This is a genomic window from Pseudomonas sp. WT-JTC (genome assembly GCF_056711565.1).
On the sequence record NZ_CM160042.1, the window covers coordinates 1,762,772 to 1,778,812 of the forward strand.

Genomic DNA, 16,041 nt, shown 5'->3' on the forward strand with positions numbered 1-16,041 from the left:
TAAATGGCGAAAACGCCATGTGGTTCTAAGACTAAGGTCGTCTGGAACCTGCCCCGCAGCCGCATAGAGTGGATACCGTTCCAACTAAATCTGTGCTGCGAGGATAAAAACAATGAACGACAGCATTTACCTCTCGATTCAAAACAGCCCGCGCTTCAAGGAGCTGGTTAGCAAGAGGGAACGATTCGCCTGGATTCTTTCGGCGGTCATGCTAGGGCTTTACTCCGCATTCATCCTTTTGATCGCTTACGGGCCGCAAGTGCTGGGGACGAAAATCAGTCCCGAGTCTTCGATTACCTGGGGCATACCGATCGGCGTCGGGCTGATTGTTTCGGCCTTCGTCCTGACCGGCATCTACGTACGACGTGCCAATGGCGAGTTTGACGACCTGAACAATGCGATTCTCAAGGAGGCTCAGCAATGATCCGGCGTCTACTGGCTCTATTGAGCATCGCGGCTTTTGCACCGGGCGCCTGGGCGGCTGACGCCCTGACCGGTGAAGTGCATAAACAACCTCTCAACGTCGCTGCGATCCTGATGTTCGTTGTGTTCGTGGGGGCCACCCTGTGCATTACCTACTGGGCCTCCAAGCGCAACAAGTCGGCTGCCGACTACTATGCGGCGGGTGGCAAGATCACCGGGTTCCAGAACGGTCTGGCGATTGCCGGCGACTACATGTCGGCCGCCTCGTTCCTGGGGATTTCCGCGTTGGTGTTCGCTTCCGGCTATGACGGGCTGATCTATTCGATCGGCTTCCTGGTGGGCTGGCCGATCATTCTGTTCCTGATCGCCGAGCGCCTGCGCAACCTGGGCAAGTACACTTTTGCCGACGTGGCGTCCTATCGCCTGGGGCAAACCCAGATCCGCACACTGTCCGCCTGCGGTTCGCTGGTGGTGGTGGCGTTCTACCTGATCGCCCAGATGGTCGGTGCCGGCAAGCTGATCCAGTTGCTGTTCGGCCTCGACTATCACGTCGCGGTGATCCTGGTGGGTGTGCTGATGTGCCTTTACGTGTTGTTCGGCGGCATGCTGGCGACCACCTGGGTACAAATCATCAAGGCTGTCCTGCTGTTGTCCGGCGCTTCCTTCATGGCGCTGATGGTGATGAAGCACGTCAACTTCGACTTCAACATCCTGTTTTCCGAGGCGATCAAGGTTCACCCTAAAGGTGAGGCGATCATGAGTCCGGGCGGTCTGGTGAAGGATCCGGTTTCGGCGTTCTCCCTCGGCCTGGCACTGATGTTCGGTACCGCGGGTCTGCCGCATATCCTGATGCGCTTCTTCACCGTGAGTGACGCAAAGGAAGCTCGCAAGAGCGTGCTGTACGCAACCGGCTTCATTGGCTACTTCTACATCCTGACCTTCATCATCGGTTTCGGCGCGATCCTGCTGGTCAGCACCAACCCGGCCTTCAAAGACGCGGCCGGCGCGTTGCTCGGTGGTAACAACATGGCGGCGGTACACCTGGCCAATGCGGTCGGTGGCAGCATTTTCCTGGGCTTCATCTCGGCGGTGGCGTTCGCGACCATTCTGGCGGTCGTTGCCGGCCTGACCCTGGCCGGTGCTTCGGCGGTGTCCCACGACCTGTATGCCAGCGTGATCAAGAAGGGCAAGGCCAACGAGAAGGATGAGATTCGTATTTCGAAGATCACCACCGTTGCCCTGGGTGTGCTGGCCATTGTTCTGGGCATTCTGTTCGAAAGCCAGAACATCGCGTTCATGGTGGGCCTGGCGTTCTCCATCGCGGCGAGCTGCAACTTCCCGGTGCTGCTGCTTTCGATGTACTGGAAAAAGCTGACCACTCGCGGTGCGATGATCGGTGGCTGGATGGGGCTGATCAGTGCGGTAGGCCTGATGATCCTTGGCCCAACCATCTGGGTGCAGATCCTGCATCATGAGAAAGCCATCTTCCCGTATGAGTATCCGGCGTTGTTCTCGATGATGATTGCCTTTGTCGGGATCTGGTTCTTCTCGGTTACCGACAAGTCCACTGCGGCTGACAATGAGCGGGCGTTGTTCTTCCCGCAGTTTGTTCGTTCGCAGACCGGGTTGGGGGCGAGTGGGGCGGTTTCGCACTAAGGCTTCAATGTTTTATATATAAGTTGCACTGACATCCAATGCCCCGGTCGAGAGATCGGGGCATTTTTGTTGGGCGATAATCGACCGGAATTTTTTTGGTGTGTATATCCGTTGCTGCGGTAACGGCGACTTAGGGTTTCGCCCTTACGGCGACTCACTTTTTTTAACAAGCGCCTTAAAAAAAGTAAGCAAAAAAAGCGCTCGCCCCGAACGTCCGGCCCCTCGCCAGGGCTCGGGGTTCCTTCGCTCCGGCATTCATCCGGGGGCATTGCTCTACGGTTTGCTTCGCTGCACCTCCCTGCAATGTGTGCGTCTGCGCCGCACGGCGCTGCGCGCCATTCCCCGGATGAACACCTCCACTCAGCCTGCCGAGGGGGCGGGTGGATCAAGATCAAGAGCGGCAGGCGAGCTAACGCTCGGCCCTGTAGGAGCGAGCTTGCTCGCGATGGACGTCAACGATGACGAGGGCTGTCTGAATCCCCGCGGTGTCCCGGCGTTTTTCGCGAGCAAGCTCGCTCCTACAGGGGGGCGGTCACGTTAGATCAGGCCGGCCAGCAGGCCGCTTCGCTTTTGCTTTTGCTTTTGATCTTCTTGCCCCCTCGAGAGGCTTCGTTCCGGTTCTGCGCAGTGGGCAACCCGGCATGGATGCCGGGTTAGCCGCGTACGGCCATGGATGGCCGATCGCGGCGGGCCCACGGAGCAGGACCGGAGCGAGGGAATGCCGAGCCTTGGCGAGGCACCGAACGTCAGGGGCAAGAGCCCTTGGTTACTTGGGGCCGGGCGGCGCTCCGCTTTTCCAAGTAACCCGCCGTAAGGGCGGAACCGTAAGTGGCCGCGGCCAAAGAAACGGATATGTACACAATTAAAAAAGGAAAACAAAAACGGCCTCTATATAAGAGGCCGTTCCCGGTACAACTCAACACGCTACAGCAAGACAACTCTTACTTGCGGTCTTCCAGCTTGGTGATATCACGCGACTCGTAGCCGGTGTACAACTGGCGCGGACGGCCAATCTTGTACGGGCTGGAGAGCATTTCTTTCCAGTGGGAGATCCAGCCGACGGTCCGCGCCAGGGCGAAGATCACGGTGAACATGCTGGTTGGAATGCCGATCGCCTTGAGGATGATCCCCGAGTAGAAGTCGACGTTCGGGTACAGCGAGCGCTCGATGAAGTACGGGTCGGTCAGGGCGATCTCTTCCAGGCGCATGGCCAGTTCGAGTTGCGGATCGTTCTGGATGCCCAGTTCCTTCAACACTTCGTCGCAGGTCTGCTTCATGACGGTGGCGCGCGGGTCGCGGTTTTTGTAAACGCGGTGACCGAAGCCCATCAGTTTGAACGGATCGTTCTTGTCCTTGGCCTTGGCGATGAACTTGTCGATGTTGGAAACATCGCCGATTTCATCGAGCATGGTCAGTACGGCTTCGTTTGCACCGCCGTGGGCAGGGCCCCACAGTGCAGCGATACCGGCGGCGATACAGGCGAACGGGTTGGCGCCCGAGGAGCCCGCCAGACGCACGGTGGACGTCGAGGCGTTCTGCTCGTGGTCGGCATGGAGGATGAAGATCCGGTCCATGGCCTTGGCGAGCACCGGGCTGATCGGTTTGATCTCGCACGGGGTGTTGAACATCATGTGCAGGAAGTTTTCCGCGTACGACAGGTCGTTGCGCGGGTACATCATGGGTTGGCCCATGGAGTACTTGTAAACCATCGCGGCCAGGGTCGGCATCTTGGCAACCAGGCGGATCGCGGAAATTTCGCGATGCTGCGGGTTATTGATGTCCAGGGAGTCGTGGTAGAACGCCGAGAGGGCGCCGACTACGCCGCACATGACGGCCATCGGGTGGGCGTCGCGACGGAAGCCGTTGAAGAAGGTCTTCAGCTGCTCGTGAACCATGGTGTGGTTCTTCACGGTGCTGACGAACTGGGCCTTCTGTTCTGCGGTCGGCAGTTCGCCGTTGAGCAGCAGATAGCAGGTTTCCAGGTAGTCCGACTTTTCAGCCAGCTGTTCGATCGGGTAGCCGCGGTGCAGCAGAATGCCGTTGTCGCCGTCGATATAGGTGATCTTCGACTCGCACGAGGCGGTCGACATGAAGCCTGGGTCAAAGGTGAAACGGCCCGTGGCCGTCAGGCCCCGAACATCGATAACATCGGGACCAACGGTGCCGGTTAAAATGGGCAGCTCGACGGGGGCTGCGCCCTCGATGATCAACTGCGCTTTTTTGTCAGCCATGTGGCCTCCTATTTATGCTTGAAATCATCAGACAGACCCCCCACGCAGGGCCCGCACCACTATAGTGAGATAAATTCGAATGTCAATTTGCCTAAAGTCTTGCTCCAGAAGGCTTTAACCGGACTTTTTCCTCGAAATTGACTGCCATTTACGCCTTTTATGTCAGTTGCGCAATCCGCTGTTTGGGTTAGGTGTTTGCGTTGTCATTAGTAGCCTAACTGTCTATACTCGGCCACCGACCGCCAAGGGCTTTTGGGCTTGCTTTCATTGGGGGTCGCATCCCTGGGTGGTGGTTACCTGACCAGTGCACTCCCCAACAACTTTGCCCTGATTGTTAGGGGCTCTTCAGTGTGAAAAAAAAGCCGTGAAAAGCCAACGACCTGTAAACCTAGACCTAAGGACCATCAAACTCCCAGTCACTGCTTACACGTCCATTCTTCACCGTATTTCCGGTGTCATCCTCTTCGTGTGCCTTGCCATCATGCTTTACGCATGGGACAAGTCGCTGAGCTCCGAGGAAGGCTTCGGTCAGGTGAAAGCGTGTCTGACCAGTCCGCTAGCCAAGCTAGTGATTTGGGGCATCCTGTCCGCTCTGCTGTATCACCTGGTAGCCGGTGTGCGCCATTTGATCATGGACATGGGCATCGGTGAGACGCTGGAAGGCGGCAAGCTGGGCTCGAAAATCGTTATCGCCGTTTCCGTGGTGGTAATCGTTCTGGCAGGAGTTTGGATATGGTAACTAACGTCACGAACCTGTCGCGTTCGGGCCTCTATGACTGGATGGCGCAGCGCGTTTCTGCGGTCGTTCTCGCGGCTTACTTCATCTTCCTGATCGGATACATCGTGGCCCATCCTGGCCTCGAGTACGCCCAGTGGCATGAACTGTTCGCCCATAACGGGATGCGTATCTTCAGCCTCCTGGCCCTTGTTGCCCTCGGCGCTCACGCCTGGGTCGGCATGTGGACCATCGCGACCGACTACCTGACGCCAATGGCGCTGGGCAAGTCCGCGACGGCTGTGCGTTTCCTTTTCCAGGCAGTATGCGGCGTTGCGATGTTCGCTTACTTCGTCTGGGGTGTGCAGATTCTCTGGGGTATCTGAGTCATGGCTAACATTCCAACGATTTCTTTCGACGCCATCATTATTGGTGGTGGCGGTGCCGGCATGCGCGCAGCGCTGCAACTGGCACAGGGCGGTCACAAGACTGCCGTGATCACCAAGGTTTTCCCGACCCGCTCGCACACTGTGTCCGCTCAAGGCGGCATCACCTGCGCAATCGCGTCTGCCGACCCGAACGATGACTGGCGCTGGCACATGTACGATACCGTCAAGGGTTCCGACTACATCGGTGACCAGGACGCTATCGAATACATGTGTCAGGAAGGCCCGGCTGCCGTTTACGAGCTGGACCACATGGGCATGCCTTTCTCGCGTACCGAGCAAGGTCGTATCTACCAGCGTCCATTCGGCGGTCAGTCGAAGGATTACGGTAAAGGCGGGCAGGCTGCCCGTACTTGCGCCGCTTCCGACCGTACCGGTCACGCGCTGCTGCACACCCTTTATCAGGGCAACCTGAAAGCCGGTACCGTGTTCCTGAACGAGTACTACGCTGTCGATCTGGTGAAGAACGGCGAAGGCGAGTTCGTCGGTGTGATCGCGATCTGCATCGAAACCGGTGAAACCACCTACATCCGCGCGAAAGCCACCGTGCTGGCGACCGGCGGTGCAGGCCGTATCTACGCTTCGACCACCAACGCCCTGATCAACACCGGTGACGGCGTTGGCATGGCGCTGCGTGCCGGTGTGCCGGTACAAGACATTGAAATGTGGCAGTTCCACCCGACCGGCATCGCCGGCGCTGGTGTATTGGTTACAGAAGGTTGCCGTGGTGAAGGTGGATACCTGATCAACAAGCACGGCGAGCGTTTCATGGAGCGTTATGCTCCGAACGCCAAGGACCTTGCTGGTCGTGACGTTGTTGCCCGTTCGATGGTTAAAGAGATCATCGCCGGTAACGGTTGCGGTCCGAACGGCGACCACGTGATGCTCAAGCTCGACCACCTGGGCGAGGAAGTGCTGCACAGCCGTCTGCCAGGCATCTGCGAACTGTCGAAGACTTTCGCGCACGTTGACCCGGTTGTCGCTCCGGTTCCGGTTGTTCCGACTTGCCACTATATGATGGGCGGCGTTGCCACCAACATTCATGGCCAGGCGATCACCCAGGACGCCGAAGGCGTGGACAAGATCATTCCTGGTCTGTTCGCGGTAGGTGAAGTGGCTTGCGTATCGGTACACGGCGCCAACCGTCTGGGCGGCAACTCGTTGCTCGACCTGGTGGTATTCGGCCGCGCTGCCGGCCTGCACCTGGAGAAGGCTCTGACCGACGGCATCGAATACGATGACGCCACCGAAGCCGATATCGAAGCGGCCCTGTCGCGCCTGAACGCACTGAACAACCGTACCGACGGCGAAGACGTCGCTACCCTGCGTCGCGAGCTGCAAAGCTGCATGCAGAACTACTTCGGTGTATTCCGTACCGGCGAATACATGCAGAAAGGTATCGCTCAGCTGGCTGAGCTGCGTACCCGTATCGCCAACGTGAAGATCAACGATAAGTCGCAGGCGTTCAACACTGCACGTATCGAAGCGCTGGAACTGCAAAACCTGCTGGAAGTGGCCGAAGCTACCGCTATCGCCGCTGAAGTTCGCAAGGAGTCCCGTGGTGCTCACGCCCGTGAAGACTTCGAAGACCGTGACGACGAAAACTGGCTGTGCCACACCCTGTACTTCCCGGGTGACAAGCGCGTCACCAAGCGTGCCGTGAACTTCTCGCCGAAGACTGTTCCGACTTTCGAACCTAAAGTCCGGACTTATTAAGGGTGACCGCCATGTTGCAAGTCAGTGTTTATCGCTACAACCCTGATCAGGACGCAGCGCCGTTCATGCAGGAATTCCAGGTCGATACCGGTGGTAAGGACCTGATGGTGCTGGATGTGCTGGCCCTGATCAAAGAGCAGGACGAAGGTTTCTCCTATCGTCGCTCTTGCCGTGAAGGTGTTTGCGGTTCCGACGGCATGAACATCAACGGCAAAAACGGTCTGGCGTGCATCACGCCGCTGTCTGCTGTCGTAAAAGGTAACAAGTTGATCGTTCGTCCTCTGCCAGGTTTGCCGGTTATCCGTGACCTGGTCGTCGATATGAGCATCTTCTACAAGCAATACGAGAAGGTTAAGCCATACCTGCAGAACGACACGCCGGCTCCGGCCATCGAGCGTCTGCAGTCCCCTGAAGAGCGTGAAAAGCTGGACGGTCTGTACGAGTGCATCCTGTGCGCTTGCTGCTCGACTTCCTGCCCGTCCTTCTGGTGGAACCCGGACAAATTCCTGGGCCCAGCTGCCCTGCTGCAAGCGTACCGCTTCCTGGCAGACAGCCGTGACACCAAGACGTCCGAGCGTCTGGCTTCGCTGGATGACCCGTTCAGCGTATTCCGCTGCCGCGGGATCATGAACTGCGTCAACGTATGTCCGAAAGGCCTGAACCCGACTAAGGCCATCGGTCACATCCGTAACATGTTGCTCTCGAGCGGCGTGTGATTCAGCTGCTGTACCCGTAGAACCGCTGTACCCGTAGATGCTGCGGCGCAGGCTTCAACCGGCGCCGTAGTTTTAACCTGAGCAGCAGCTTAAAAGGCTGCGGCTCTTATTTTGAAGAAATGAGACAAGCAGGGGCATCCGGGCTGGTACCCGGACTATCAGTGTGATCCTAGTGGCTTGTTTTGGTCGCTGCATTCGGACTTCTGCAAGTTTGCTCGGTGTCGACACCGATGGTGTTCCCCTAACCGAGGGTGACCAAGCATGCAAGAAAGCGTGATGCAGCGCATGTGGAACAGTGCCTACCTATCCGGTAGTAACGCTGCCTATGTGGAAGAGCTTTACGAGCTCTACCTGCACGACCCTAACGCTGTGCCAGAAGAGTGGCGCACCTACTTCCAGAAGTTGCCTGCCGACGGCAACTCTGCCACCGATGTTTCGCACTCCACAATTCGCGATCATTTCGTCTTGCTGGCAAAGAACCAGCGCCGCGCCCAACCGGTTTCCGCCGGCAGCGTGAGCAGTGAGCACGAGAAGAAGCAAGTTGAAGTGCTGCGATTGATCCAGGCCTACCGTATGCGTGGCCACCAGGCAGCCCAGCTTGACCCGCTGGGGCTGTGGCAGCGTCCTGCACCTGCAGACCTGTCGATCAATCATTACGGCTTGACCAATGCCGATCTTGATACGACCTTCCGTGCCGGCGACCTGTTCATCGGCAAAGAGGAAGCGAGCCTACGCGAAATTCACGAAGCGTTGCAGCAGACATATTGCCGCACCATCGGCGCTGAATTCACGCATATCACCGATTCCGAGCAGCGCCAGTGGTTCCAGCAGCGTCTGGAAAGCGTGCGCGGTCGTCCGACGTACTCCGCCGACATCAAGAGCCACCTGCTCGAGCGCGTGACCGCCGGCGAAGGCCTGGAAAAATACCTGGGCACCAAATACCCGGGCACCAAGCGTTTCGGTCTGGAAGGCGGCGAGAGCCTGATTCCGATGCTCGACGAGCTGATCCAGCGTTCCGGTTCCTACGGCACCAAGGAAATCGTCATCGGCATGGCCCACCGTGGCCGTCTGAACGTGCTGGTCAACACCTTCGGCAAGAACCCGCGCGAGCTGTTCGACGAGTTCGAAGGCAAGAAGAAGGTCGAGCTGGGTTCCGGTGACGTGAAATACCACCAGGGCTTCTCGTCCAACGTGATGACCACCGGCGGTGAAGTTCACCTGGCCATGGCGTTCAACCCGTCCCACCTGGAAATCGTATCCCCGGTGGTCGAGGGTTCGGTTCGCGCCCGTCAGGATCGTCGTAACGACCCGACCGGCGAGAAGGTTCTGCCGATCTCCATCCACGGTGACGCTGCATTCGCAGGTCAGGGCGTGGTCATGGAAACCTTCCAGATGTCGCAGACCCGCGGTTTCAAGACCGGCGGTACCGTGCACATCGTGATCAACAACCAGGTCGGTTTCACCATCAGCAACCCGCTGGACTCGCGTTCCACCGAGTACGCGACCGACGTTGCGAAAATGATCCAGGCGCCGATCCTCCATGTGAATGGTGATGATCCGGAAGCCGTATTGTTCGTGACCCAGCTGGCCATCGACTACCGCATGCAATTCAAGCGTGACGTGGTGATCGACCTGGTCTGCTACCGTCGTCGCGGCCACAACGAGGCCGACGAGCCAAGCGGCACCCAGCCTCTGATGTATCAGCAGATCACCAAGCAGCGCACCACCCGTGAGCTGTATGCCGATCGTCTGACCCAGGGCGGTGTGCTGGACGCAGAGCGTGTTCAGGCGAAAGTCGACGAATACCGCAACGCGCTGGACAACGGTCTGCACGTGGTGAAAAGCCTGGTCAAGGAGCCGAACAAAGAGTTGTTCGTGGACTGGCGTCCATATCTGGGCCACGCCTGGACCGCGCGTCACGACACTCGCTTCGACCTCAAGACCTTGCAGGAGCTGTCCGCCAAGCTGCTGGAGATCCCGGAAGGCTTCGTGGTTCAGCGCCAGGTTGCCAAGATCTACGAAGACCGCCAGAAGATGCAAGCCGGCGGCCTGCCGATCAACTGGGGTTACGCCGAAACCATGGCGTACGCGACCCTGGCGTTCGAAGGTCACCCGATCCGCATGACTGGCCAGGACATCGGCCGCGGTACGTTCTCGCACCGCCATGCTGTCCTGCACAACCAGAAAGACGCGGGTACCTACATCCCGCTGCAGAACCTGTACGACGGTCAGCCGCGTTTTGACCTGTACGACTCGTTCCTGTCCGAAGAAGCGGTATTGGCGTTCGAGTACGGTTACTCGACCACCACGCCGAATGCCCTGGTTATCTGGGAAGCCCAGTTCGGCGACTTCGCCAACGGCGCCCAGGTAGTTATCGACCAGTTCATCACCAGTGGCGAGCACAAGTGGGGCCGTCTGTGCGGTCTGACCATGCTGCTGCCGCACGGTTATGAAGGTCAGGGTCCGGAGCACTCCTCGGCTCGTCTGGAGCGTTACCTGCAGCTGTGCGCCGAGCACAACATTCAGGTGTGCATGCCGACGACGCCGGCTCAGATCTACCACTTGCTGCGCCGTCAGGTGATTCGCCCGCTGCGCAAGCCACTGGTAGTCCTGACTCCGAAGTCGCTGCTGCGCCACAAGCTGGCCATCTCGACGCTGGAAGATCTGGCCGAAGGTTCGTTCCAGACCGTTATTCCGGAAATCGATGCCCTGGACCCGAAAAAGGTCGAGCGCGTTGTTCTGTGTAGCGGCAAGGTCTACTACGACCTGCTGGAAAAACGCCGTGCCGAAGGCCGTGACGACATCGCCATCGTGCGTATCGAGCAGCTGTACCCGTTCCCTGAGGACGACTTGAAAGAAGTCCTGGCTCCTTACACCAACGCCAAGCATGCCGTCTGGTGCCAGGAAGAGCCGATGAACCAGGGTGCCTGGTACTGCAGCCAACACCACTTGCGTCGCAGCGTCGCCAACCTCAACAAGTCTCTCGTACTCGAGTACGCGGGCCGTGAGGCTTCTGCTGCACCTGCATGCGGTTACGCATCGATGCACGCCGAGCAGCAGGAACAACTGCTGCAAGACGCCTTTACTGTTTAACGCCTTCGCGCACCTGAAACCGAATTTAAGGAACCACAGATAATGGCTATCGAGATCAAAGCCCCCACTTTCCCGGAATCGGTTGCCGATGGCACCGTTGCCACCTGGCACAAACAACCGGGCGACGCGGTCAAGCGCGACGAACTGATCGTCGACATCGAAACCGACAAAGTCGTGCTGGAAGTGCTGGCTACCGCTGACGGCGTGCTGGGCGCAATCGTCAAGAACGAAGGCGACACCGTTCTGTCCGACGAAGTCCTCGGCTCCATCGTTGAAGGCGGCGCTGCTGCTGCCGCTCCGGCTGCCGCTGCTGCTCCGGCCGCTGCTGCCGCAGCTCCAGCTGCCGGCGCTGACGAAGACGCTATCGCAGCTCCAGCCGCTCGCAAGCTGGCCGAAGAAAACGGCATCAACCTGGCGTCCGTCAAAGGCACCGGCAAAGACGGTCGTGTAACCAAGGAAGACGTGGTTGCCGCTGTCGAAGCCAAGAAAGCCGCTCCTGCTGCAGCACCTGCCAAGGCTGCCGCTCCGGCTGCCGCTGCTCCTGTGTTCGCCGCTGGCGACCGCATCGAGAAGCGCGTACCGATGACCCGCGTTCGCGCCACCGTGGCCAAGCGTCTGGTTGAAGCTCAGTCGAACATGGCGATGCTGACCACTTTCAACGAAGTCGACATGACCGAAGTCATGGCGCTGCGTTCGAAGTACAAGGATCTGTTCGAGAAGTCCCACAATGGCGTACGCCTGGGCTTCATGTCGTTCTTCGTGAAAGCAGCCACCGAAGCGCTGAAACGCTTCCCGGCTGTCAACGCCTCGATCGACGGCGGCGACATCGTTTACCACGGCTACGCTGACGTCGGCGTTGCAGTTTCCAGCGATCGCGGCCTGGTTGTACCGGTCCTGCGTAACGCCGAACTGATGAGCCTGGCTGAAATCGAAGGCGGCATCGCCACCTTCGGCAAGAAAGCCCGCGACGGCAAACTGTCGATGGACGAAATGACCGGTGGTACTTTCACCATCACCAACGGCGGTACTTTCGGTTCGATGATGTCGACCCCGATCGTCAACCCGCCACAAGCAGCCATCCTGGGCATGCACAACATCATCCAGCGTCCTATGGCCATCAACGGTCAGGTCGTTATCCGTCCGATGATGTACCTGGCACTGTCCTACGATCACCGTCTGATCGATGGCAAAGAAGCTGTGACCTTCCTGGTGACCATCAAGAACCTGCTGGAAGATCCGGCTCGTCTGTTGCTGGATATCTGATAGAAGCAGCCATGAGCTGCAAGCCCAGGCTGTCGGAAAACCCGCAGCCTGGCTTGTCGCTCGCGGCTTGAAGCTTTTCGCTAAAGAGGATTTTTTGAATGTCGCAGAAATTTGACGTAGTAGTGATTGGTGCGGGCCCTGGCGGTTACGTCGCTGCCATCAAGGCCGCGCAGTTGGGTCTCTCCACTGCCTGCATCGAGAAGTACACCGACAAGGAAGGCAAACTGGCTCTGGGCGGTACTTGCCTGAACGTCGGCTGCATTCCATCCAAGGCCCTGCTGGACAGCTCGTGGAAATTCCACGAGGCCCAGGACGGTTTCGCGATCCACGGTATCAATCACGCTGGCGTGACCATGGACGTGCCCGCGATGGTCGGCCGTAAAGCCAACATCGTCAAAGGCCTGACCTCTGGCGTTGCGACCCTGTTCAAAGCCAACGGTGTGACCTCCATCCAGGGTCATGGCAAGCTGCTGGCCGGCAAGAAAGTCGAAGTCACCAAGCCAGACGGCTCGGTTGAAGTCATCGAAGCCGAAAACGTCATCCTGGCTCCAGGTTCGCGTCCGATCGACATTCCGCCAGCTCCGGTTGACCAGAATGTGATCGTCGACTCCACCGGCGCCCTGGAATTCCAATCGGTACCCAAGCGTCTGGGCGTGATCGGCGCTGGCGTGATCGGTCTGGAACTGGGTTCGGTCTGGTCGCGTCTGGGTGCAGAAGTGACTGTCCTGGAAGCCCTGGACACCTTCCTGATGGCAGCGGACACCGCTGTTTCCAAGGAAGCGCTGAAAACCCTGACCAAGCAGGGTCTGGACATCAAGCTGGGCGCTCGCGTAACCGGTTCCAAAGTGAACGGCGACGAAGTCGTTGTGAACTACACCGATGCCAACGGCGAACAGAACATCACGTTCGACAAGCTGATCGTAGCCGTTGGTCGCCGTCCGGTGACCACTGATCTGCTGGCTGCCGACTGCGGCGTGACCCTGGACGAGCGCGGTTTCGTGCACGTTGACGATCACTGCGCCACCACCGTACCGGGCGTCTACGCCATCGGCGACGTGGTTCGCGGCATGATGCTGGCGCACAAGGCCTCGGAAGAGGGCATCATGGTCGTCGAGCGCATCAAGGGCCACAAGGCCCAGATGAACTATGATCTTATTCCTTCGGTTATTTATACTCACCCGGAAATCGCATGGGTTGGTAAAACCGAGCAGGCCTTGAAAGCTGAAGGCGTTGAAGTTAACGTCGGCACCTTCCCGTTCGCAGCCTCTGGCCGTGCCATGGCTGCCAACGACACCGGTGGTTTCGTCAAGGTCATCGCAGATGCCAAGACAGACCGCGTTCTGGGCGTCCACGTGATTGGCCCAAGCGCTGCAGAACTGGTTCAGCAGGGCGCGATCGGTATGGAGTTCGGCACCAGCGCTGAAGACCTGGGCATGATGGTTTTCTCCCATCCGACCCTGTCTGAAGCCTTGCACGAAGCTGCTTTGGCAGTGAATGGCGGCGCCATCCACATCGCCAACCGCAAGAAGCGTTAAGACAATAAGAAACCACGGCGGAATGGCCCGTCGTGAGCCTTGCATGCAAGACTCACCGCGGAATATCCGCTGGACGCAGTCTTGCATAGCTGCACCGGGTATCCGGAAAGGCTATGCAAGCAGCAGTCACAGGTGGTGCGGCACTTGAATGAGTGCAGCACCGAATGCGCAGTACCTAACGAAGACGGTAATAAGCATGAATCTTCACGAGTATCAGGGTAAGCAGCTGTTCGCTGAATACGGCCTGCCAGTTTCCACCGGTTACGCGGTAGACACCCCGGAAGCAGCAGCAGAAGCTTGCGACAAAATCGGCGGCAGCGAGTGGGTTGTCAAAGCCCAGGTCCACGCCGGTGGTCGCGGTAAAGCGGGCGGCGTCAAGCTGGTTCGCAACAAAGAAGACGCCAAAGCCTTCGCACAGCAGTGGCTGGGCAAGCGTCTGGTGACTTACCAGACTGACGCCAACGGTCAGCCAGTCACCAAGATCCTGGTTGAATCGTGCACTGATATCGCTAAAGAGCTGTACCTGGGCGCTGTCGTTGACCGTTCGAGCCGTCGTATCGTGTTCATGGCTTCCACCGAAGGTGGCGTGGACATCGAGAAAATCGCTCACGACACTCCAGAAAAAATTCTGAAAGCCACTATCGACCCACTGGTTGGCGCTCAGCCATTCCAGGGTCGCGAGCTGGCATTCCAGCTGGGTCTGGAAGGCAAGCAAGTTGCCCAGTTCGCCAAGATCTTCGTAGGTCTGGCCAAACTGTTCCAGGATCACGATCTGGCCCTGCTGGAAGTGAACCCGCTGGTGATCAAGGCTGACGGCGATCTGCACTGCCTGGACGCCAAGATCAACATCGACGCCAACGCCATGTACCGTCAGCCTAAGCTGAAGACTTTCCACGATCCGTCGCAAGACGATCCGCGCGAAGCGCACGCTGCCAAGTTCGAACTGAACTACGTAGCGCTGGAAGGCAACATCGGTTGCATGGTCAACGGTGCTGGCCTGGCCATGGGTACCATGGACATCGTCAACCTGCATGGCGGCAAGCCAGCCAACTTCCTCGACGTGGGCGGCGGCGCTACCAAAGAACGCGTTACCGAAGCGTTCAAGATCATCCTGTCCGACACTAACGTCGCTGCAGTACTGGTCAACATCTTCGGCGGCATCGTTCGTTGCGACATGATTGCCGAAGGCATCATCGGTGCAGTGAAAGAAGTCGGCGTGAAAATCCCGGTTGTTGTTCGCCTTGAAGGCAACAACGCTGAGCTGGGCGCTAAAGTACTGGCAGAAAGCGGTTTGAACATCATCGCTGCTACCAGCCTGACCGACGCTGCTCAACAAGTTGTCAAAGCTGCGGAGGGCAAATAATGAGCGTCCTGATCAATAAAGACACCAAAGTTATCTGCCAGGGTATTACCGGTTCGCAAGGTAGTTTCCACACCCAGCAAGCCATCGAGTACGGCACCAAGATGGTTGGTGGTGTAACTCCAGGCAAAGGCGGCACCGAGCACCTGGGCCTGCCAGTGTTCAACACCGTGAAAGACGCCGTAGCTGCCACTGGCGCCACCGCCAGCGTGATCTACGTTCCGGCTCCTTTCTGCAAAGACTCGATCCTGGAAGCTGCCTTCGGCGGCATCAAGCTGATCGTGTGCATCACCGAAGGCATTCCTACCCTGGACATGCTGGACGCTAAAGTTAAGTGCGACGAGCTGGGTGTTACCCTGATCGGCCCTAACTGCCCAGGCGTAATCACTCCAGGCGAATGCAAGATCGGCATCATGCCAGGTCACATTCACTTGCCAGGCAAGGTCGGTATCGTTTCCCGTTCCGGCACCCTGACCTACGAAGCTGTGAAGCAGACTACTGACGCCGGTTTCGGTCAGTCGACTTGCGTCGGCATCGGTGGTGACCCGATCCCGGGTTCGAACTTCATCGACATCCTGAAGCTGTTCCAGGAAGACCCGAAGACCGAAGCGATCGTGATGATCGGCGAGATCGGCGGTTCGGCTGAAGAAGAAGCGGCTGCCTACATCAAGGCACACGTGACCAAGCCGGTTGTTTCCTACATCGCTGGTGTGACTGCTCCTCCGGGCAAGCGCATGGGCCATGCTGGCGCAATCATCTCTGGCGGCAAAGGCACTGCAGACGAGAAATTCGCTGCTCTGCAAGACGCAGGTGTTAAAACCGTGCGTTCGCTGGCAGACATCGGCAAGGCCCTGGCCGAGCTGACTGGTTGGGCTGTCAAGTAAGCC

12 protein-coding genes are annotated in these 16,041 nt (G+C 58.4%); 11 read left to right on the forward strand and 1 reads right to left on the reverse strand.

Annotation, left to right across the window (positions count from 1 at the left end; all coding sequences use genetic code 11):
* Positions 1-112 precede the first annotated feature (112 nt).
* Both AC06G5_RS07940 and AC06G5_RS07945 read left to right on the forward strand, forming a co-directional pair.
* Positions 113-424: a DUF485 domain-containing protein gene (locus AC06G5_RS07940; RefSeq protein WP_057398424.1), complete on the forward strand. Its 312-nt coding sequence runs from the start codon at positions 113-115 to the stop codon at positions 422-424.
* Complete coding sequence (locus AC06G5_RS07945) at positions 421-2,079, forward strand: cation acetate symporter (protein WP_322614313.1); 1,659 nt, start codon at positions 421-423, stop codon at positions 2,077-2,079. Before AC06G5_RS07940 ends, AC06G5_RS07945 begins: the two co-directional genes overlap by 4 nt.
* Positions 2,080-3,020: 941 nt before the next feature.
* Here the strand turns inward: AC06G5_RS07945 and gltA are convergent.
* Positions 3,021-4,310, reverse strand: coding sequence for a citrate synthase (gltA, locus tag AC06G5_RS07950; RefSeq protein ID WP_007977501.1), 1,290 nt, complete (start codon positions 4,308-4,310; stop codon positions 3,021-3,023).
* Positions 4,311-4,674: 364 nt separating this feature from the next.
* Between gltA and sdhC the strand changes: the two genes are divergently transcribed.
* From sdhC to sucD, 9 genes are all read left to right on the forward strand, one after another.
* The gene (gene sdhC / locus AC06G5_RS07955) at positions 4,675-5,049 is read left to right on the forward strand and encodes a succinate dehydrogenase, cytochrome b556 subunit (RefSeq protein WP_043302324.1); all 375 of its coding nucleotides are present in this window, start codon (positions 4,675-4,677) and stop codon (positions 5,047-5,049) included.
* The gene (gene sdhD, locus AC06G5_RS07960) at positions 5,043-5,411 is read left to right on the forward strand and encodes a succinate dehydrogenase, hydrophobic membrane anchor protein (RefSeq protein ID WP_008017858.1); all 369 of its coding nucleotides are present in this window, start codon (positions 5,043-5,045) and stop codon (positions 5,409-5,411) included. Before sdhC ends, sdhD begins: the two co-directional genes overlap by 7 nt.
* Before the next feature lie 3 nt (positions 5,412-5,414).
* Positions 5,415-7,187 (forward strand): succinate dehydrogenase flavoprotein subunit, encoded by a 1,773-nt coding sequence (sdhA, locus tag AC06G5_RS07965; RefSeq protein ID WP_413425351.1) that lies wholly within the window; start codon positions 5,415-5,417, stop codon positions 7,185-7,187.
* Positions 7,188-7,198: 11 nt separating this feature from the next.
* Positions 7,199-7,903, forward strand: coding sequence for a succinate dehydrogenase iron-sulfur subunit (locus tag AC06G5_RS07970; RefSeq protein ID WP_003223007.1), 705 nt, complete (start codon positions 7,199-7,201; stop codon positions 7,901-7,903).
* Between the two features lie 261 nt (positions 7,904-8,164).
* Positions 8,165-10,996, forward strand: a complete 2,832-nt coding sequence (locus AC06G5_RS07975) for a 2-oxoglutarate dehydrogenase E1 component (RefSeq protein ID WP_413425349.1) — start codon at positions 8,165-8,167, stop codon at positions 10,994-10,996.
* A 42-nt stretch (positions 10,997-11,038) separates the two neighbouring features.
* Positions 11,039-12,259 (forward strand): 2-oxoglutarate dehydrogenase complex dihydrolipoyllysine-residue succinyltransferase, encoded by a 1,221-nt coding sequence (odhB, locus tag AC06G5_RS07980; protein WP_007977514.1) that lies wholly within the window; start codon positions 11,039-11,041, stop codon positions 12,257-12,259.
* 98 nt (positions 12,260-12,357) lie between these two features.
* Entirely contained in the window at positions 12,358-13,794 is a 1,437-nt protein-coding gene (gene lpdA, locus AC06G5_RS07985) for a dihydrolipoyl dehydrogenase (protein ID WP_077047447.1), read from the forward strand.
* 196 nt (positions 13,795-13,990) lie between these two features.
* A complete protein-coding gene (gene sucC / locus AC06G5_RS07990; protein ID WP_003223015.1) occupies positions 13,991-15,157 on the forward strand; it encodes an ADP-forming succinate--CoA ligase subunit beta in 1,167 nt (388 codons plus the stop codon).
* A complete protein-coding gene (gene sucD, locus AC06G5_RS07995) occupies positions 15,157-16,038 on the forward strand; it encodes a succinate--CoA ligase subunit alpha (RefSeq protein WP_003223019.1) in 882 nt (293 codons plus the stop codon). The genes sucC and sucD overlap by 1 nt, the downstream gene beginning before the upstream one ends.
* The last annotated feature ends 3 nt before the right edge of the window (positions 16,039-16,041 follow it).